This is a genomic window from Pseudomonas sp. CCI4.2 (assembly GCF_034350045.1).
In the GTDB taxonomy this organism is placed as follows: domain Bacteria; phylum Pseudomonadota; class Gammaproteobacteria; order Pseudomonadales; family Pseudomonadaceae; genus Aquipseudomonas.
Window position 1 is genome coordinate 1,308,957 of record NZ_CP133781.1, and the last position, 18,509, is coordinate 1,327,465.

19 protein-coding genes are annotated in these 18,509 nt (G+C 58.0%); 11 read left to right on the top strand and 8 right to left on the bottom strand.

What is annotated here, in order from left to right:
• Positions 1–230 precede the first annotated feature (230 nt).
• The gene (polA, locus tag RHM65_RS05755) at positions 231–2,993 is read right to left on the bottom strand and encodes a DNA polymerase I (protein ID WP_322184462.1); all 2,763 of its coding nucleotides are present in this window, start codon (positions 2,991–2,993) and stop codon (positions 231–233) included.
• 74 nt (positions 2,994–3,067) lie between these two features.
• Between polA and RHM65_RS05760 the strand changes: the two genes are divergently transcribed.
• Entirely contained in the window at positions 3,068–3,355 is a 288-nt protein-coding gene (locus RHM65_RS05760; RefSeq protein ID WP_322184463.1) for a DUF2782 domain-containing protein, read from the top strand.
• 37 nt (positions 3,356–3,392) lie between these two features.
• On the top strand, positions 3,393–4,343 hold the full coding sequence (locus RHM65_RS05765) for a homoserine kinase (protein ID WP_322184464.1): 951 nt from the start codon (positions 3,393–3,395) through the stop codon (positions 4,341–4,343).
• 162 nt (positions 4,344–4,505) lie between these two features.
• On the opposite strand, the gene RHM65_RS05770 is transcribed toward RHM65_RS05765, so the two are convergent.
• Positions 4,506–5,429, bottom strand: a complete 924-nt coding sequence (locus RHM65_RS05770) for a zinc ABC transporter substrate-binding protein (RefSeq protein WP_322166896.1) — start codon at positions 5,427–5,429, stop codon at positions 4,506–4,508.
• Between the two features lie 66 nt (positions 5,430–5,495).
• Between RHM65_RS05770 and RHM65_RS05775 the strand changes: the two genes are divergently transcribed.
• From RHM65_RS05775 to RHM65_RS05790, 4 genes are all read left to right on the top strand, one after another.
• Positions 5,496–5,978, top strand: coding sequence for a Fur family transcriptional regulator (locus RHM65_RS05775; RefSeq protein ID WP_322166895.1), 483 nt, complete (start codon positions 5,496–5,498; stop codon positions 5,976–5,978).
• Positions 5,978–6,775 carry a zinc ABC transporter ATP-binding protein ZnuC gene (gene znuC / locus RHM65_RS05780; protein WP_322166894.1) on the top strand — a complete coding sequence of 266 codons (798 nt, stop codon included), beginning with the start codon at positions 5,978–5,980 and terminating at the stop codon, positions 6,773–6,775. Before RHM65_RS05775 ends, znuC begins: the two co-directional genes overlap by 1 nt.
• Positions 6,768–7,550, top strand: coding sequence for a zinc ABC transporter permease subunit ZnuB (gene znuB, locus RHM65_RS05785; RefSeq protein WP_322166893.1), 783 nt, complete (start codon positions 6,768–6,770; stop codon positions 7,548–7,550). Before znuC ends, znuB begins: the two co-directional genes overlap by 8 nt.
• A 100-nt stretch (positions 7,551–7,650) precedes the next feature.
• A complete protein-coding gene (locus RHM65_RS05790) occupies positions 7,651–8,367 on the top strand; it encodes a PA5502 family lipoprotein (RefSeq protein WP_322166892.1) in 717 nt (238 codons plus the stop codon).
• An 82-nt stretch (positions 8,368–8,449) separates the two neighbouring features.
• On the opposite strand, the gene katE is transcribed toward RHM65_RS05790, so the two are convergent.
• Positions 8,450–10,618: a catalase HPII gene (katE, locus tag RHM65_RS05795; RefSeq protein WP_322166891.1), complete on the bottom strand. Its 2,169-nt coding sequence runs from the start codon at positions 10,616–10,618 to the stop codon at positions 8,450–8,452.
• Positions 10,619–10,972: 354 nt separating this feature from the next.
• On the opposite strand from katE, the gene RHM65_RS05800 reads away from it, so the two are divergent.
• Genes RHM65_RS05800 through RHM65_RS05815 form a run of 4 tightly spaced genes read left to right on the top strand, consistent with a single transcriptional unit; the run spans position 10,973 to position 13,967 of the window.
• Positions 10,973–11,980: a methionine ABC transporter ATP-binding protein gene (locus tag RHM65_RS05800; protein ID WP_322166890.1), complete on the top strand. Its 1,008-nt coding sequence runs from the start codon at positions 10,973–10,975 to the stop codon at positions 11,978–11,980.
• The gene (locus tag RHM65_RS05805) at positions 11,977–12,654 is read left to right on the top strand and encodes a methionine ABC transporter permease (RefSeq protein ID WP_322166889.1); all 678 of its coding nucleotides are present in this window, start codon (positions 11,977–11,979) and stop codon (positions 12,652–12,654) included. Before RHM65_RS05800 ends, RHM65_RS05805 begins: the two co-directional genes overlap by 4 nt.
• Positions 12,655–12,708: 54 nt before the next feature.
• A complete protein-coding gene (locus RHM65_RS05810) occupies positions 12,709–13,482 on the top strand; it encodes a MetQ/NlpA family ABC transporter substrate-binding protein (RefSeq protein WP_322166888.1) in 774 nt (257 codons plus the stop codon).
• Positions 13,483–13,541: 59 nt separating this feature from the next.
• Positions 13,542–13,967 carry a VOC family protein gene (locus RHM65_RS05815; protein WP_322166887.1) on the top strand — a complete coding sequence of 142 codons (426 nt, stop codon included), beginning with the start codon at positions 13,542–13,544 and terminating at the stop codon, positions 13,965–13,967.
• A gap of 257 nt (positions 13,968–14,224) precedes the next feature.
• Here RHM65_RS05815 and RHM65_RS05820 read toward each other — a convergent pair whose 3' ends face one another.
• The 5 genes from RHM65_RS05820 to RHM65_RS05840 are packed head-to-tail and all read right to left on the bottom strand — an operon-like array spanning position 14,225 to position 18,159.
• Positions 14,225–14,857, bottom strand: coding sequence for an SCO family protein (locus RHM65_RS05820; protein WP_322166886.1), 633 nt, complete (start codon positions 14,855–14,857; stop codon positions 14,225–14,227).
• Positions 14,854–15,753: a heme o synthase gene (gene cyoE / locus RHM65_RS05825; RefSeq protein ID WP_322166885.1), complete on the bottom strand. Its 900-nt coding sequence runs from the start codon at positions 15,751–15,753 to the stop codon at positions 14,854–14,856. Before cyoE ends, RHM65_RS05820 begins: the two co-directional genes overlap by 4 nt.
• A 35-nt stretch (positions 15,754–15,788) precedes the next feature.
• Positions 15,789–16,850 carry a COX15/CtaA family protein gene (locus RHM65_RS05830; protein ID WP_322184465.1) on the bottom strand — a complete coding sequence of 354 codons (1,062 nt, stop codon included), beginning with the start codon at positions 16,848–16,850 and terminating at the stop codon, positions 15,789–15,791.
• Positions 16,851–16,859: 9 nt separating this feature from the next.
• Complete coding sequence (locus RHM65_RS05835; protein ID WP_322184466.1) at positions 16,860–17,453, bottom strand: hypothetical protein; 594 nt, start codon at positions 17,451–17,453, stop codon at positions 16,860–16,862.
• Positions 17,419–18,159, bottom strand: coding sequence for an SURF1 family protein (locus tag RHM65_RS05840; protein ID WP_322184467.1), 741 nt, complete (start codon positions 18,157–18,159; stop codon positions 17,419–17,421). Before RHM65_RS05840 ends, RHM65_RS05835 begins: the two co-directional genes overlap by 35 nt.
• 80 nt (positions 18,160–18,239) lie before the next feature.
• On the opposite strand from RHM65_RS05840, the gene RHM65_RS05845 reads away from it, so the two are divergent.
• Positions 18,240–18,443, top strand: a complete 204-nt coding sequence (locus RHM65_RS05845; protein WP_322166882.1) for a twin transmembrane helix small protein — start codon at positions 18,240–18,242, stop codon at positions 18,441–18,443.
• Positions 18,444–18,509: the final 66 nt, after the last annotated feature.

Consider the following 18,509-nt stretch of genomic DNA (forward strand, 5'->3'; position numbering starts at 1 on the left):
GGGTTCAAGTTCCAGACCTTTAGGGCGGGGTCTAGATATCTGCCAACACTTAACACAACATTAGGAGCATCGAAGGGCTTCACCAGCCATTCCCAATCTCTGAGTGGCAATTCACTGGTTTAGTTCCTGAGGCGATAAAGCTGTTCGCGATAAAGGCGATTCCTTTAAAGCATAAGCCCCTGATGAGTGTTTAAGGCTGCGACGTTAAGCCGCAGCCTTTTTTGACTCTTTTAGTGCGCTTCGTCCCAATTGTTGCCCACGCCGACCTCAACAAGCAGCGGTACATCCAATGTCGCTGCGCCGCTCATGTAAGGCCGAATCTGTTCGTTCACGTGTTCGACCAGATCTTCGCGCACCTCCAGCACCAATTCATCGTGTACCTGCAAGATAACTCGCGCATCAATCCCGGACTCTGTCAGCCAGCCGTCCACCGCAATCATGGCTTTTTTGATGATATCGGCGGCGGTGCCTTGCATGGGCGCATTGATCGCGGTCCGTTCAGCACCCTTGCGTAGCGATTGATTCTTGGCATTGATGTCCGGCAAATACAGGCGACGACCGAAGATGGTTTCGACAAAGCCCTGCTCAGCAGCCTGCGCCCGGGTGCGCTCCATGTAGTCGAGCACGCCGGGATAGCGGGCGAAATAACGATCGATATAAGCCTGGGACTCTTTACGGTCCACGCCGATCTGCTTAGCCAGACCAAAAGCGCTCATGCCGTAGATCAAACCGAAGTTGATGGCCTTGGCCTTGCGACGCATGTCGATGCTGACGCTTTCCAATTCGACGCCAAATACCTCGGACGCCGTCGCGCGATGCACATCCAGGTCGTTGCGGAAGGCGTGCAGCAAGCCTTCATCCTTGGCTAGATGGGCCATGATCCGCAGTTCGATCTGGGAGTAATCCGCCGCCAACAGCTTGTAGCCTTTGGGCGCGATGAACGCCTGACGAATCCGACGCCCTTCGGCACTACGAATCGGAATGTTCTGCAGGTTAGGATCACTGGAAGACAACCGACCGGTCGCTGCCACGGCCTGGTGATACGAGGTGTGAATCCGCCCGGTGCGCGGGTTGATCTGCTCGGGCAAGCGGTCGGTGTAGGTGCTTTTCAGCTTGCTCATCGAGCGGTATTGCATCAGCACTTTAGGCAGCGGGAAATCCAACTCAGCCAATTCGGCCAACACCGCCTCGGCAGTAGACGCTTGGCCCTTGGCGGTTTTACTCAGCACCGGCAGACCGAGCTTTTCGTATAGAATCACCCCGAGCTGCTTGGGCGAACCCAGGTTGAATTCCTCACCCGCGATCGCAAACGCTTCGCGCTCCAACGCCGTCATCTTGTCGCCCAACTCGACGCTCTGAATACCCAGTAACTTGGCATCGACCAAAGCGCCCTGGCGTTCGATTCGCGCCAGCACCGGCACCAGCGGCATCTCGATATCAGTCAAGACGGGCGCCAGACTTGGCGTCACAGCCAGTCGCGCCATCAACGCATGGTGCAGACGCAGGGTCACGTCGGCGTCTTCGGCCGCAAACTGCGCAGCCTGCTCCAACGCGATCTGGTCAAAGCTCAGTTGCTTTACACCCTTGCCGGCGATGTCCTGCAGGCTGGTGTTGGTGTGATTCAGGTACTTGAGGGCGAGGTTGTCTTTGTCGTGGCGAGTCGCGATTGAATCCAGCACGTAGGATTCAAGCATGGTATCGAACGCCAGGCCACGAACGGTGATGCCTTGGCTCTGTTCGCCATCAATCGCGCAGTTGGCAAGTATGTTGATATCAAATTTGGCGTGCTGACCGACTTTTATTTTGCTCGCGTCCTCAAGCAACGGCTGAAGCTTACGCAGCACCATGTCCCGGTCCAACTGCTGCGGCACGCCCATATAGGAGTGAGTCAGCGGCACATAGGCGGCCTCGTTGACCTTGACCGCAAAGGAAATGCCGACCAGTTGCGCCCGCTGGGCATCGAGCCCGTTGCTTTGAGTCACGAACGCAAACAGCTTGGCGTCGTTCAGCTTTTTCAGCCAGGCGTCTAACTGATCCTCTTCGAGGATGGTCTCGTAATGCGTTTCGGCGAGTACCGGCTCGTCGGCAATCACAATCTCTTCACCGGCGCGCTTGGCGTCGCGCTGCAACTCTTCGATCCAGCTTTTGAATTCCAGCTCGGTGTACAACTCGACCAACTTGTCGCGGTCCGGCTCACTGCAATGCAACGCGTCCAACTCGATATCCAACGGCACATCGATCTTGATCGTCGCCAGCTCGTAGGACAGGAACGCCATGTTCTTGTGCTCTTCGAGCTTGATCGCCAGGGTTTTCGCCCCGCGAATGGGCAGCGCCGCTACCTTTTCCAGGTTCGCATAAACTTCGACCAGCCCGCCGCCAATACCCACCAGCAGGCCCACTGCAGTTTTTTCGCCCACGCCGGGCACGCCGGGAATGTTGTCGACTTTATCGCCCATCAACGCGAGGTAATCGATGATGTGTTCAGGACCGACGCCGAACTTCTCCTTCACGCCAGCGATATCCAGCACGCTTCCGGTCATCGTGTTGACCAAGGTAATGTGCCCATCGACCAGCTGCGCCATGTCCTTGTCGCCGGTAGAAATGATCACCGGGCGGTCAGCGGCCGCGCTGCTGCGGGCCAATGTACCGATGACGTCATCAGCCTCGACGTTTTCAACACACAGCAGTGGATAACCCAGACCCTTCACGCAGGCGTGGAGCAGATCAACCTGCACACGAAGATCGTCCGGCATGCTCGGACGATTGGCTTTGTATTCAGCGTAGAGAGCGTCGCGAAACGTGCCGCCTTTGGCATCGAAAACCACAGCAAACGGGCTGTCCGGGTATTGCCGACGCAGGCTTTTGAGCATATTAAGCACGCCTTTCACGGCCCCGGTAGGCAACCCCTTGGAGGTGGCGAGCGGAGGCAGCGCGTGAAAAGCGCGATAAAGATAAGAAGAACCGTCCACCAGGACGAGGGGGGCTTGGCTCATGAGCAGGATCAACCTTTTCGACGGGGTCGGCGCTAGAATGCGAGGACCGTTGACGACAAAGGGACAAGGTTATCATGCGAACAACAAATCGCCTGTTGCTGGCCAGCCTGTTGCTACTCTGTCCGCTCGCGGCTATGGCGCAAGACGAAGCGCCGTCGGCGGAGCCGGACATCACCATTCACACTGAAGGCGACAAAGTCATTCAGGAGTACCGACAAAATGGCTTCCTTTATGCAATCAAGATCACACCGGCACACGGTAAACCGTATTTCTTAGTCCGCGCCGATGGCACAGACGCCAATTTCATTCGTTCGGATCAACCGGACATGCTGATTCCCTCATGGGTAATTTTCAGCTGGTAACGCCCTACATCCACCTTATTTGCTGGCAGTCTTGACCATGTCCGTGTTTACCCCCCTGGCTCGGCCCGAGCTGGAAACCTTTCTTGCCCCTTACGGGCTCGGCCGTTTGCGTGATTTTCAGGGCATTGCCGCTGGCAGCGAAAACAGCAATTTCTTCATCAGCCTGGAACAGGGCGAATTCGTTTTGACCTTGGTCGAACGTGGCCCGATTCAGGATTTGCCGTTTTTCATCGAGCTGCTCGATGTGCTGCACGACGCCAACCTGCCAGTGCCTTACGCACTGCGCACTACCGACGGCAGCGCCTTGCGCGAGTTGGCGGGCAAACCGGCGCTGCTGCAACCTCGGCTGCCGGGCAAGCACATCAAAGAGCCGAACACCCAGCATTGCGTGCAGATTGGCGAATTGCTCGGGCATCTGCACGTAGCCACCCGTGAACGTGTGCTGGAACGCAAAACGGACCGTGGGCTGGATTGGATGCTGGCCGAGGGCGCGAACTTTTTGTCGCACCTGGACGAAACCCAACGTGGGCTTTTGCAATCGGCGCTGGAAGAGATCGAGCGTTTCAAGCCACGGATCTTGGCATTGCCACGCGCCAACCTGCACGCCGACCTGTTTCGCGACAACGTGCTGTTCGAAGGCACACACCTGACCGGGCTGATTGATTTCTACAACGCCTGCTCAGGTCCGATGCTTTATGACTTGGCAATTGCGCTGAACGATTGGTGCTCACTCGACAACGGCCAAATCGACGGCCTCCGCGCCCGCGCCATGCTCGGCGCCTACGCCGGGTTACGTCCATTTACCGCCGGCGAAGCCCAATTGTGGCCGACGATGCTGCGCGTGGCTTGTGTCCGTTTCTGGCTGTCCCGCTTGATCGCCGCCGAATCGTTTGCCGGGCAAGATGTATTGATCCACGACCCGATGGAGTTCCAGCGACGGCTGGCGCAACGTCAGCACGTACAGACCGCGCTGCCGTTTGCGCTATAACAGCTGACCTTCTCCCTACAAAGAATCTATGCACGGCGAAAGTCTTCCCAGTGAATCTTTAGGAAATCTAGGCACGGCACAGATCACGGTGGGACCGAATTCATTCGGGAAGCAGGCGACGCGGTATGTCTGGATATCCGCATTTGCCGTCTTCCCGGTGAATCACAATGATTCCAGACACCCCGCCAAATCGTTGCCGAGCTTTTCCATCATCTGCTCATAGCCCTGCGCGGTGGCGGGGGTGTAGCCGCCGAGGCCGTCTAGCTCAGCCAGTTTGACGGGTAACCCTGCCGACAGGGTTTCTGCCAGACGCGGGCGCAAAGGGGGTTCGCTGAACACACAGGCTTTGCCCACTTGCGTCAGCCTCGCGCGCATGGCCGCGACGTGCTGAGCCCCTGGTTGTACTTCTTCGGCCACGCTGAGAACACCCGTGTGCTTGATTGCGTAAGCGTCTTCGAAGTAATCGAACCCCTCATGGAAAACAAAGAACGGTTTATTCGCAACACCGGCCATTCGCGCTTTCAATTGCGTGTCCATGGCATCAAGACGCGCATCAAACGCCTTCAAATTGCTTTGATAACGCTCCGAATGACCCGGGTCTGCCACGGACAAATCACTCGCCATCCGCGCCGCAATGACTCGCGCATTCACCGAAGACAACCACAAATGAGCATCAAGACTGCCCGGTTGATGATCATGATCGTGTTCCGCCGGGTCAGCGGCTTCATGGGATTGGCTGTCCGCCGCGAAATGGCGCAGGTGCAGGCCAGGCAACGTCTGAACGCTAACGGTGGGGAGCTTGCGATTTTTCAGCACGCGGGGCAGGAAGCTTTCCATGTCCGGACCGATCCAATACAGCAGGTCGACATCGCTCACCCGCCGTACGTCGGACGGGCGCAGTGCGTAGTTGTGGGGTGATGCGCCAGGCGGCAGCAGCACTTCAGGGGTGCCCATGCCGTCCTGAACAGCCGCAGCGATCAGCTGCAACGGCTTGATACTGGTCAGTACCCGAACGTCCGAGTGAGCAGAAGAAATCGTCAATACGCAGGCAGATAGAGCAACAACGATGGCAAAAAGACGGGACACGAAGACCACCCAAAGGGACAGGAACAGGTAACATAATAACGTCTCTCACAAAAGTCGTCGCCGCCCATGCCCAAAACACCGCTCGCCAGTCGCCCCCACGATCACTCCCATTGCGTGCACACCGCGCTTTCCGAGGCTGACACGCTGTGCGCGCGCAAAGGTTTACGCCTGACCGCCTTGCGTCGTCGCGTGTTGGAGCTGGTCTGGCAGAGCCATAAACCGCTGGGCGCCTATGACATCCTCGCGGTGCTGAGCGAAGAGGATGGCCGCCGCGCCGCGCCGCCCACCGTGTACCGCGCTCTGGATTTCCTGCTGGAAAACGGCCTTGTGCACCGTATCGCCTCGCTCAATTCGTTCACTGGCTGTAACCACCCTACGCATGCGCATCAGGGCCAGTTCCTGATTTGCCGCGAATGCCATGCGGCAATCGAGCTGCAACACCCACTTATCACTCAAGCCGTAATCAGCGCCGCGACAGAAGTGGGTTTCACCGTGGAAGGGCAAACCATCGAAATTCTGGGTATCTGTGCTGGCTGCAAGGCCGCCTGATGAGCACTGCATTGATCCGTCTCGACCAGGTGGCCGTCGCCTTCGCCGGACAAAGCGTGTTGGAAAACATCCACCTCAGTGTCGAGCCCGGACAAATCGTCACCCTGATCGGCCCCAACGGCGCGGGAAAAACCACCCTCGTGCGGGCGGTTTTAGGGTTGTTGAAGCCGGATTCCGGCACGGTTTGGCGCAAACCGAAATTGCGCGTCGGCTACATGCCGCAAAAACTCCATGTTGACCCAACGCTGCCCTTATCGGTGCTGCGCTTTCTGCGCTTGGTACCTGGCGTAGACCGCCCTCGGGCGCTGGCGGCACTCAATGAGGTTGGCGCCGAACGAGTGATCGACAGCCCACTGCAAGGTATCTCCGGCGGCGAAATGCAGCGCGTCCTGCTGGCCCGTGCCTTACTGCGCGAACCCGAGTTGCTGGTCCTTGATGAACCGGTACAAGGCGTCGATGTTGCAGGCCAAGCCGAGTTGTACAGTTTGATTACCCGCTTGCGTGATCGTCACGGTTGCGGCGTGCTAATGGTGTCGCATGACCTGCACCTAGTGATGAGCACAACCGACCAGGTGGTTTGCCTGAACCGGCACGTGTGCTGCTCCGGCCACCCAGAACAGGTCAGCAATGACCCGGCCTTCGTTGAGCTGTTCGGCACCAACGCGCAAAGTCTGGCGATTTATCACCACCATCACGATCACGCTCATGACCTGCACGGTGCGGTGGTCGATGACAGCGCAACGGCGCCAAATCCGACTCACGTCCACGTCCACGGAGACAACTGCAAGCATGGCTGATTTTCTTCTCTATGCCCTGCTCGCGGGCTTGGCACTGGCGCTGGTCGCGGGCCCTTTAGGCTCGTTCGTGGTCTGGCGCCGCATGGCGTATTTTGGCGACACCCTGTCCCACGCGGCCTTGCTCGGCGTGGCATTGGGTTTTTTGCTAAACATCAGCCCGGCGTTGGCGGTCACCGTCGGCTGCCTGCTATTGGCGATCCTGCTGGTGACCTTGCAACAACGCCAACCACTGGCGTCCGACACACTACTGGGCATTCTCGCACCGAGCACGCTGTCCCTTGGGCTGGTGGTGTTGAGCTTCATGCACAACGTGCGCATTGATCTGATGGGCTACTTGTTCGGTGATCTGCTTGCGATTAGCCCTACCGACCTCGCCTGGATTCTGGGCGGCAGTGCGTTGGTCTTGGGGTTGATCGTCGCGCTGTGGCGCCCGTTGTTGGCCATCACGGTGCATGAAGAGTTAGCGACCGTCGAAGGATTACCCGTCGCAGCGCTGCGCATGACCTTGATGCTGTTGATCGCGATCGTGATCGCCGTTGCGATGAAAATCGTTGGCGTACTGTTAATTACCTCGTTATTGATCATTCCTGCGGCTGCGGCACAACGTCACGCGCGATCGCCCGAACAAATGGCCTTGGGCGCGAGTCTATTAGGAGTGATAGCGGTGTGCTGCGGGCTGGCGCTGTCTTGGTTCAAGGACACACCGGCCGGGCCATCGATTGTGATCTGTGCTGCGGGGCTGTTTTTACTCAGTTTCGTTTTGCCCAAGCGGTAGTGCCAGACCCACAAATGCGCTCACAATCGAACAGTTATTTTCGAGGCAAGGCACTTATGTGTAGACTTGCTCGTTTTTTGCGCAATTAGAGAATCGCAGGATGAAGCCGTTCACCTCCCGTTATCTGCTCCTTGTCGCATTTTCCATCCTGTTGGGCGCTTGCCAAACAGCGCCGATGGTCGAGGCACCTGCGCCTGCTCCCCGGCCAGACAGTTTCGTGCAGCTTGAGCAGAACATCGCCAGCAACGAGTTGGCCACGGCCGAAGATCAACTGGCAGCCCTGCAAAAACAGACGCCCGACGATCCTCGTATCGAGCAATATCAGCGGCAGTTGGCTGAGTCGTATTTGAAGCGCAGTCAGATTGTCTTGCAGAAGGGCGACGTCAATGCGGCAGCCACTGCGCTAATCCGTGCCCGCGCGCTAATGCCTAAAGCTCCAGCGCTGACCAGCGGCGTCAATGGCGCCATTGCCCAAGCACGTAAAGCCGAATTGGAAAAAGCCGAAGCGGAGCTAAAAGCTGCGGAAGCGAAACGCATTGCGAAAGTGATTGATCCAACGGCCGAAAGCACAACCATAGCGCTTAAGATCGGCGATATGCACGAATTACGCCGACAATTTGATGCGATTGCCGCCGACGTGGCTGCTTTCGATTGCACCGTGACGTTGCAGGTGCCACGCACCGATGACTACCCATGGCTCGCAACATTGCTGACCAAACGTGTGACCAAGATCAATCCGGATTTTGAGTTGCAGTTAGAGCGGCAGATCGACCGTAGCCAACCTGCGCACATGATTCTCAAGCCCGCGAAGCTGTAGCTACCGCGAGAAACTCTCGCCAACACGTTGGCGCCTACAGAGTTGAATTTTTCTGTTGGCGAGAGTCGCGTTCAGAGAACGATCAGGCCGGGATCGCTTTGGCCTTTGGCTCCCGCGCCCATACTCGGTGCTGAGCAATCGCGGCGGCGAATGCTTTGAACAGCTTGCCGTTTTTGCCCACTAGCAGCCCCTCATCCGCCTCCAAGTGAAGCACGTCCAACAATTGACTGGCTTCACCGCTCAGTGCGATGGCCTTCAAATGCTTGTAAGCCTCCAACAAGAAGTGCAGCGCCACGCCATTGGCGCTTAACGCGGTAATTGATTCCGCGCCACCCGGCACAAACACCGCATCGAACGCAACGGAAGGCATACCTTCCATGGACGCATCCACCGGCAGGGTTTTACCGTCGGCAGTGGTAATCGGTGCGGAGGTTGGGCCAAGTAATTTGGCGTGGGCGCCTTCCGCTTCCAATGCCTTCTTCAACGCGTCGATCGCAGCACCATCAACACCGTTCGCAGCCAAAATTGCCACTTTGCGCGAAACAATATCGCCCGACAGCAAATTCACTTGGCTCAGCGCAGGCGACTCCGTGACCGAGACCTTCTTCGCAGCGACCGTGCCAGCGGTGGGCGCAGCTAGCCCAAGGTTGGCGGCGACCCGCGAAGCCAACTCCAAATCGATGTTGGCGAGGATCTCGTTCACCTCGCGCGCGCGGATCGATTCACGCTCAACCTTGCCCAACTCGAAACTGTAGGCAGCGATGATGTGCTCTTTTTCATGGTGGCTCATGCTGTTGAAAAACAGCGTCGCCTGGGAAAAATGGTCAGAGAACGATTCGCTGCGACGACGCACCTTGTGCGCTTCTAGGCGCTCGGGATAAGTCTCAAAACCACCATCCTGCGGGGCTGACGGCGTTTCTTTCGGCCAACCGCCATCGATGGAGTTCGGCTCGTAAGACGCACGCCCTTTGTCGATGGTCATCCGATGCAGTGCATCGCGTTGGTCGCTGTGATTAGGCGCCAGCGGACGGTTGATCGGGATCTCGTGGAAGTTCGGCCCACCGAGTCGGCTGATCTGAGTATCGGTATAGGAAAACAACCGACCTTGCAGCAGCGGGTCGTTGGAGAAGTCGATGCCCGGCACCATGTGTCCAGGACAAAACGCGACCTGCTCGGTTTCGGCAAAAAAGTTATCGGGGTTGCGGTTCAGCACCATCTTGCCCAGCGGCGTTACCGGCACCAACTCTTCGGGAATGATTTTGGTCGGATCAAGGATGTCGAAATCGAACTTATGTTCGTCCTCTTCGGCAATGATCTGCACGCCAAATTCCCACTCTGGGTAGTCCCCGGTCTCAATCGATTCCCACAGGTCGCGGCGATGGAAGTCCGTGTCTTTACCTGCCAACTTCTGTGCCTCATCCCACAGCAGCGAGCAGACGCCGAATTTCGGCTTCCAGTGGAATTTGACGAAGCTCGACGCCCCTTCGGCGTTGATCAGGCGAAAGGTGTGGATGCCAAATCCCTGCATAGTCCGCAGGCTCTTCGGAATGGCGCGGTCGGACATGGTCCACAGCACCATGTGCGCCGATTCCGGTACCAACGAAACGAAATCCCAAAACGTGTCGTGGGCGGAACCACCGGTTGGTATTTCATTGTGTGGCTCAGGTTTTACCGCGTGAACGAAGTCAGGAAACTTGATCGCGTCCTGAATAAAGAACACCGGCATGTTGTTGCCAACCAAATCGAAGTTGCCTTCCTCGGTATAGAACTTGACGGCAAAACCCCGAACGTCACGCACCGTATCACCCGAGCCGCGCGGACCCTGAACGGTAGAAAAGCGCGCAAACACTGGGGTCTTTTTCCCAGAGTCTTGCAGGAAACCGGCCTTGGTCAGCAATGCGTGGTTTTCGTAAGTCTGGAAATAACCATGCGCCGCAGTCCCACGAGCATGGACGATGCGCTCTGGGATCCGCTCATGGTCAAAGTGCGTGATTTTTTCACGCATGATGAAATCTTCAAGCAGCGACGGACCGCGATCACCCACTTTGAGCGTGTTTTGGTTATCGGAAACCTTCACGCCCTGATTAGTGCGTAACGCTTGCTCGGTGGCGTCAGATCGAAACTGATCAAGGCTGTCGAGCTTCTCATTGGTGTTACCGCGATCCAATGTGTCAGTGCCCGCCATTTGGCTGTTGGTCATATTGGAATTAGCGCTGGTTGTCGTGTTCGTTATGGTCTTCTTGGTGGCCATCAGACTAAAACTCCTCGGACGCAGGTAACCCGACGACGGGGTCGTTACGGGTCTAATCGAATTGACTTTCCTGGCACGGAACTCAGGAAATGCAGGTGCCTATTAGTGACTGGACGGAAAATTAGCCGTTCCCTGTTTTTTGCGACCTTTGGTCTGCCTGCGAATGCGCATCGAGCCTGCCCCGCGTTATTGCCGTTTCGTCGGTCCGGTATGAAATTAATGCTAAGAACCTCCCGCTGGACAGGCTAAAATGCGCGCCCGACTTATCCAGTCGGTGTTCGCTGGTCGTAAGAACGCCTGGGCACTCGGCACTTTCACCACCCTTTCTTACCGCGCCCCCACAAGGTTCGCTACGTGATCGAGTTTCATAACGTCCACAAAACCTACCGGGTTGCTGGCCGGGAAATCCCCGCCTTGCACCCCACTAGCCTGCGGGTCGAAGACGGCCAAGTATTCGGCCTGATCGGTCATTCCGGTGCGGGTAAAAGCACGCTGCTGCGCCTGATCAACCGCCTGGAAACGCCAAGCGGCGGGCAAATTGTCGTTGATGGCGAAGACGTCACCGCGTTCGACGCCACGGCCTTGCGCGGCTTTCGCCGCCAAGTCGGTATGATCTTTCAGCACTTCAATCTGCTCGCGTCCCGCACCGTCGCCGATAACGTAGGGATGCCGTTGACCCTCGCCGGCGACATGACGCGCAGCCAGATCGATGCGCGTGTGGCTGAGCTGCTCGAACGCGTCGGCCTGTCCGATCAGGCGAAGAAGTACCCAACGCAGTTGTCTGGCGGGCAAAAACAGCGCGTCGGTATTGCCCGTGCACTGGCGACCAAACCGAAAATCCTGCTGTGCGACGAAGCCACCAGCGCCCTCGATCCGCAAACCACCGCATCGGTGCTGCAACTGTTGGCTGAAATCAACCGAGAGCTGAAACTCACGATCGTCTTGATCACCCACGAGATGGACGTTATCCGTCGCGTTTGTGATTACGTGGCCGTGATGGACGCTGGCAAGATCGTCGAGCAAGGTCCGGTAGCTGATGTGTTTCTGCATCCGAAGCACCCGACGACCAAACGCTTTGTGCAAGAAGACGAGCAAATCGACGATGGCGAGCTTCGCGACGACTTCGCCCATGTTCAGGGCCGCATCGTGCGCCTGACCTTCCAGGGAGAATCCACCTACGCGCCACTGTTGGGCACCGTGGCCCGAGAGACCGGTGTTGATTACAGCATCCTTGCAGGCCGCATCGACCGCATCAAAGACACGCCATACGGACAACTGACCCTGGCCATTACCGGTGGCGACATGGAGGCCGCGTTTGCTAGCTTCACGGCGGCTGATGTCCACATGGAGGTGCTGCGATGATCGACACCCTGGTCAATCTATTCTCCAACGTCGATTGGTACGAAATCTGGATCGCTACTGGCGACACCTTGGTGATGCTCGGTATCTCTCTGGCGTTCACCGTGCTGTTGGGCCTACCGCTGGGCGTGTTGATGTTCCTGACCTCGCCCCGTCAGTTGCTGGAAAACCAACGCCTGTATGCCACGGTGGCCTTGTTGGTCAATATGCTGCGCGCGCTGCCCTTTATCATCCTGCTGATCGTGATGATGCCGCTGACAGAGCTGATCACCGGCACCTCGCTGGGTGTTCTCGGCACCTTACCGCCGCTGGTGGCCGGAGCGACGCCATTCTTTGCGCGGCTGGTCGAGACCGCGTTGCGCGAAGTCGATAAGGGCATCATCGAAGCGACCCAAGCCATGGGCGCGACGACTCGGCAGATCATCATCAAAGCGCTGTTGCCCGAAGCGCGGCCTGGCATTTTGGCCGCGGTTACCGTGACCGCCATCGCCTTGGTGTCGTTCACCGCCATGGCCGGCGCCGTGGGTGCAGGCGGCCTTGGTGACTTGGCGATTCGTTATGGTTACCAACGCTTCCAGAACGATGTGATGTTCGTCACGGTCGTATTGCTATTGGTCTTGGTGCAGATCCTGCAAACCGTCGGCGACAAGCTGGTGGCGCATTTCACCCACCGCTAAACCTGGACACGCAAGGCCCTCTCGACCGAGGGGGCCTTTTCACGGAGTTGATGCATGAAAAAGCTTCTCGCAGTGTTTGCCGCACTGGTTGCCCTGAGCGCCCACGCTGATGAAATCCTGACCGTAGGTGCCTCGGCGGTGCCTCACGCGGAAATTCTCGAAGTGGTTAAACCGATGCTGGCCAAAGACGGCATCGATCTGCAGATCAAAGTCTTCAACGACTATATTCAACCCAACGTGCAACTGGCGGAGAAACGCCTCGACGCGAACTTCTTCCAGCATCAACCGTATCTGGATGAATTCAACAAGGGCAAAGGCACCGATCTGGTGGCCATCGCCAAGGTCCACGTCGAGCCGTTGGGTGCGTACTCAAGCACCTACAAAAAACTCGATGAGTTGCCGGACGGTGCCACCGTTGCCCTTCCCAACGATCCGACCAATGAAGGCCGCGCGCTGTTGCTGTTGGCGAAAGGTGGCTTGATCACGCTGAAAGACCCGACCAATATTCTGTCGACGCCAAAAGACATTGCGGATAACCCAAAGGCGCTGAAATTCCGCGAACTGGAAGCCGCCACCTTGCCGCGCGTACTGACAAGCATTGATCTGGCACTGATCAACACCAACTACGCGCTGGCAGTGCAGCTGGACCCTACCAAAGATGCGTTACTCATTGAGGGCGGCGACTCGCCCTACGTGAACATCTTGGTCGCCCGCCCGGACAATCGGGATTCGATTCCGATGCAGAAGCTAGTCGCCGCGTTGCACAGCCCGGAAGTGAAGCAATTCATTCTTGAAAAATATCAAGGCGCGGTGGTTCCGGCGTTTTGATCTAGGCGCCATTGGCCTAAACTCAGGGCACTCCGAATCCCTGATTGAGGATGTTTGTCATGGCGCTGTCCCCTTTCCATTTGGCAATCCCCGTTCACGACCTCGCCGCCGCTCGGCATTTTTACGGCGAGGTGTTTGGCTGCGCCGAAGGCCGCAGCAGCGAGCAGTGGGTCGACTTCAATTTCTTCGGCCATCAACTCGTTATCCACCAACAAGCCAAAAGCCCGGCCCAGGAAAAAGCCCTGAGCAATCCGGTGGACGGCCACGACGTGCCCGTGCCGCATTTCGGCGTGGTGCTGGATTGGGAAGAGTGGGAAGCCTTGGCCGACCGGCTGAAAACACGGGAAACCGCGTTCGTGATCGAACCCTATATTCGCTTCCAGGGCCAAGTGGGCGAACAAGCTACCATGTTCCTCTTCGACCCCTGCGGCAACGCGCTGGAGTTCAAAGCGTTCAAGGACATTGGGCAGATGTTCGCCAAGTAAGAAACACGCACATCCTGTAGGAGCCACCTTGTTGGCGAACAACGACATCTGTGGGAGTAGGCTTGCCTGCGAAGAGGCCGGTAATCACACCCGCTGATGTCGACCTGCAACCTGGGTCGCTTGAAATGGCGCTTTCGTTGGCAAGCCAACCACAGAGGCTTTTGGCGGACACGGGAATAGTAGGCACTGAACATCTATCTGTGTCGTGCATAGATTCTCTGTAGGAAGGAAACAGTGCGGTGTATCGGGCGAAGCGCTCACTCCCGAACCAACAAACGCGGCAATTGCTCAACCATTTTCTTGTCATTCAGCGGCGAGCGGATGAAGCCGCGTTGGGTGCCGTCCGGGCCGAGGAGGGCGAGGTTGCCACTGTGGTCGACGGTGTAATTAGGCTTGCTGGTGTCGGCCGGAATAAACGGAATACTCACCGCGTTGGCGAGTTTCTGAATATCTTCAACCGGTGCCGTAAGGCCCTGGAACTCGGGGTCGAAGTAGCCGAGGTATTGCTTGAGCTGTTGCGGCGTATCCCGATTCGGGTCAACGCTCACCAACACGATTTGCAGTTTGCCAACCACGTCTTTGGGCAGTCCTTTTTTAATCTGACGCAACTGGGCAAGTGTGGTCGGGCAGATGTCCGGGCAGAAGGTGTAGCCGAAAAACAGCATCGTCCATTTGCCTTTCAATTCAGCGATGGACACCGCTTTGCCGTCCTGATTCGTCATCTTCAAGTCAGGCAGACTGCGGCTGGTCGGCAACAAAATGATGCCCGCATCGATCATCGCGGTCGGATCGCCCTGGCCTCTGCCGGAGATTACCTTATTGACCGTAAGGCCCAGAATCAGCGCCACCAGTGCGACCAAAATAAAAACCGTTTTTTGAACTCGAGTCATAGATTCAACAATAAGTAGTGGTCGGCGAGCAGCGCGATGAACAACAGGAACAAGTAATAAATAGAGTACTTGAAGGTGTCGATGGCCGCGTGCGGTTTGATGCCACGGTACAGCACCCATGACATCCACAGAAAGCGCGCACCTAAACCTAATGCGCATAACAGGTACAGCATCCCGCTCATGTGGATCACATACGGCAGCAAACTGACCGCCAGCAGCACTAGCGTGTACAGCAGAATGTGCACCTTGGTGTAGTGCTCGCCGTGGGTCACCGGCAGCATCGGAATGTCGGCTTTGGCGTATTCCTCCTTGCGATGAATTGCCAGTGCCCAAAAATGTGGCGGGGTCCAGGCGAAGATAATCAGCACCAGCAGCAGCGACTCGGCGCTGACATGCCCGGTGGTAGCGACCCAACCGAGCAACGGCGGTGCGGCGCCGGCAAGGCCACCGATCACGATGTTCTGTGGCGTGGCGCGTTTCAGGAATCCGGTGTAGATCACGGCGTAACCCAATAACGAAGCCAGGGTCAGCCACGCCGTCAGCGGATTGGTAAACGCCAGCAACAAGGCTTGTCCCGCCACCGCCAGTAGCAAGGCGAAGGTCAGGGCAGCAGCAGGGGTGACGCGGCCTTCAGCCAGCGGCCGTTTTTTTGTGCGCGCCATCATGGCATCGATGCGTCGGTCTACGACATGGTTGACCACTGCCGCGCCGCCCGCGCAAAACGCGATCCCCATATTGCCGAACACCAACACCGTCCACGGCACCCCCGCCCGGGTGGCGAGAAACATGCCGACCAAGGACGTGATGAGCATCAGCACCACCACCTTGGGCTTGGTCAGCTCAAGATAGTCCCGCCAAATGGCCTGAGGGTGTTGCTCGCGGACTAGAGTAGTCACTGCCTCTCTCCTTATCGTTATTATTCTGTGCCCGGCTATTTGCCCGGATGCAGGTACCCGTGCCGATGATTCGGTGCGTCAACGCCCAACACAGGAGTGGTCTTGGTCGCCCAGCCAAGCACAGACCGTACCCGATAATTCACCAGCGTGACCGCCAACATCAAGGCCGCGCCGCCTGCGTTATGCGCCACTGCAATCGGCAGCGGCAGGTGAAAAACCACGTTGCTGATCCCCAACACCACTTGCACCCCCAATACCAGCACCACTAATGAGGCCATGCCTTTGAGCCCGGCCCGTTTCAGCTGCCAAGCCAACCCCAGCAACACCACGCTGACTAAAAGCGCGCCTAATCGGTGGGTGATGTGAATCGCCGTGCGCGCATCGCTGTCCAGTTGCCCGCCCAGGTAATTGGGGCCGATGTGCTGGGTCAGACGAAACCCGTTGGCGAAGTCCGCCTTCGGCCACCACTCGCCATGGCAGGTCGGCAAATCGATGCACGCCAGCGCCGCGTAGTTGGAGCTGACCCAGCCGCCGAGGGCGATTTGCGCCACCACCAACACCAACCCCAGCACGGCCAGACGGCGTAAGCGCGCAGGCAACTCAGGCAGCGGAGCGAAAGCGCCAGACAGGCGCAGCGTCAGCAAAAACAAAAGACTTAACGTGGCGACACCACCCAGTAAATGCGCCGTGACCACCTGCGGCCAAAGCTTGAGGGTCACGGTCCACATGCCGAACGCCGCTTGGGCGACCACGACCCCCAGCATCAACATCGGCAATTTGAACGGCTGCCCCTCCTGATGGCGGCGCCGCACCGCTTGTGCCGCTAACACAATGATCATTAACGCCAGGCTGCCCGCAAAATAACGATGGACCATCTCATTGCGGCCTTTGTGCGGCTCAACCGGTGTGTCGGGGAAGTGCAGCTCGGCATGCGCCAGTTGCGCCTCGCTGTTAGGCACGCTGATAAATCCGTAACAGCCCGGCCAATCAGGACAACCCAGCCCAGCATGGGTCAGCCGGGTGTAGGCACCGAGTAAGACCACGACCAGCGCAAGCAGCGTGGCAAGTAAAGCGAGGCGAAATCCAGGTCTGGCCATGGCGATGCCCTATCCGATGTTCGACAGTTTCAACAGTTGGCGTAGATCGTTGAGCAGGTCCTTACCGTTGACCTTAGCGTCGTAACGCAGCACCAGGTTGCCGTGGGGATCGACGATCCAAAGGTGTGGCGCTTCAACGCCGGGTGCCGCTTTGTTGTACAGCGACAGGTCCAGCGGGTAACGCTCTAACTTCGGATATTCGCGGCTCAGCTTGGCGGTGTAGTCGGCACTCAGCGGCTGGGCAGCGGCCAGGCCGTGGCTGGCCCGCGCGGCGTCCTGACCCAGACCAACATTCAGCTGACGCGCCAGGTACACCAAGTGCTGACAATCCGCCTCGCAGTTCTGCGGCGCACTGACCAGCAACTGCCAACGCTGCTCATCCGCCTGCACGCCAAGCTCGGCGCGGCTTTGCCCGTTGCCTATCATCTCGCCGTGAAAGCTGCGGCTGTCCGGCACCCAGAACTGCAACTTGTACATGCCGGTGGCAAGCACCATCGGCCCGACAGCGACCACCACCACCAAAATCAACTGCAAACGGCCTTTTCGGCGCGATGGCAGCGGGCGTGTTTCAGACATGCTGGGTGGATTCATGGCTTGATCCATGGTTTTTCTCCTTGGCATTGCGGTATCCGAGGTATAGAAACAGGCCAAACAGCGCTACCGCCATGGCAAACCACTGGACGGCATAACCGAGGTTTTGCTCCGGCCCGATGGCCACTATTGGCCAATCCAGCTGGTACGCGGCCGGACCCGGTTCGAGCCGCAACTCGTCGGCAAAACCACTGCGGCCGAGTTCGGTCCAGAGTTTCCCCGGATTCACCGCCGTAACCAGGCGTGGCCACGGTGCGCCTACGGGATCGGCACCCAGCTGAAAAGTCGCGGCAGTCGGCACGTACACCCACGCGCTCAGGCTCAGTACCTGCTGCGGCGTGGTAAACACCGGTGACGTGCGCCGATCAGGCCACGGCAGCCAGCCGCGATTGACCCACAGCCAAAGCCCGCTGGCCTGATCGTGAAAAGGTTGAATCAGCTCGATGCCGCCGCGACCGCCACGGGTGCTGTTGTCCAGCATCAGGCTGTGCGCAGCGTCGAATTGGCCGCGCAGCTGCACTCGCCGATAAGCCGGGTCGGCGGTTTGTTCAAGCTGGGTGCTGGCGATGGGATCAGCGACGCGGCGCTCGGCGTATTGATTCAGCAATACGCGCTTCTGTTCGCCCCGATCAAGCTGCCAGAACCCCAGTAATATCAGCAGCGGCAGCAACAAAAAAACCACGAGTGTGGGCGCCACGCCGGGTTGAAAACGTTTCATCGCGCCTCCGATTCCGTCGATTGGCGACTGGCTATACTGCACGGCATGTCCTCCCTCCCGACGCTTCATGGAGTTGCATCATGCTCAAAGCGGCGATTGTTCTAATGCTCATTGCCACGATGATCAGCCTGTTCAGCGGCCTGTTTTTTCTGGTTAAAGACGACAGCACGTCCAACCGAGTAGTGAAGGCGCTGACCGTGCGCGTCTGCCTCGCCGCGGCTACCGTTATCCTGATCGCCTGGGGCTTTTACAGCGGCCAACTGGTGTCCCATGTGAGCTGGTGAAACTCTGTATGAGCCAACGTGTTGGCGAGACTGCGTATCTGCTGCCACACCAGTGAAGCCCATCGC

Coding starts and splice junctions, on each gene's coding strand:
- polA (WP_322184462.1), bottom strand. CDS start 2,993: ATGAGCCAAGCCCCCCTCGTCCTGGTGGACGGTTCTTCTTATCTTTAT.
- RHM65_RS05760 (WP_322184463.1), top strand. CDS start 3,068: ATGCGAACAACAAATCGCCTGTTGCTGGCCAGCCTGTTGCTACTCTGT.
- RHM65_RS05765 (WP_322184464.1), top strand. CDS start 3,393: ATGTCCGTGTTTACCCCCCTGGCTCGGCCCGAGCTGGAAACCTTTCTT.
- RHM65_RS05775 (WP_322166895.1), top strand. CDS start 5,496: ATGCCCAAAACACCGCTCGCCAGTCGCCCCCACGATCACTCCCATTGC.
- znuC (WP_322166894.1), top strand. CDS start 5,978: ATGAGCACTGCATTGATCCGTCTCGACCAGGTGGCCGTCGCCTTCGCC.
- znuB (WP_322166893.1), top strand. CDS start 6,768: ATGGCTGATTTTCTTCTCTATGCCCTGCTCGCGGGCTTGGCACTGGCG.
- RHM65_RS05790 (WP_322166892.1), top strand. CDS start 7,651: ATGAAGCCGTTCACCTCCCGTTATCTGCTCCTTGTCGCATTTTCCATC.
- katE (WP_322166891.1), bottom strand. CDS start 10,618: ATGGCCACCAAGAAGACCATAACGAACACGACAACCAGCGCTAATTCC.
- RHM65_RS05805 (WP_322166889.1), top strand. CDS start 11,977: ATGATCGACACCCTGGTCAATCTATTCTCCAACGTCGATTGGTACGAA.
- RHM65_RS05810 (WP_322166888.1), top strand. CDS start 12,709: ATGAAAAAGCTTCTCGCAGTGTTTGCCGCACTGGTTGCCCTGAGCGCC.
- RHM65_RS05815 (WP_322166887.1), top strand. CDS start 13,542: ATGGCGCTGTCCCCTTTCCATTTGGCAATCCCCGTTCACGACCTCGCC.
- RHM65_RS05820 (WP_322166886.1), bottom strand. CDS start 14,857: ATGACTCGAGTTCAAAAAACGGTTTTTATTTTGGTCGCACTGGTGGCG.
- RHM65_RS05830 (WP_322184465.1), bottom strand. CDS start 16,850: ATGGCCAGACCTGGATTTCGCCTCGCTTTACTTGCCACGCTGCTTGCG.
- RHM65_RS05835 (WP_322184466.1), bottom strand. CDS start 17,453: ATGGATCAAGCCATGAATCCACCCAGCATGTCTGAAACACGCCCGCTG.
- RHM65_RS05840 (WP_322184467.1), bottom strand. CDS start 18,159: ATGAAACGTTTTCAACCCGGCGTGGCGCCCACACTCGTGGTTTTTTTG.
- RHM65_RS05845 (WP_322166882.1), top strand. CDS start 18,240: ATGCTCAAAGCGGCGATTGTTCTAATGCTCATTGCCACGATGATCAGC.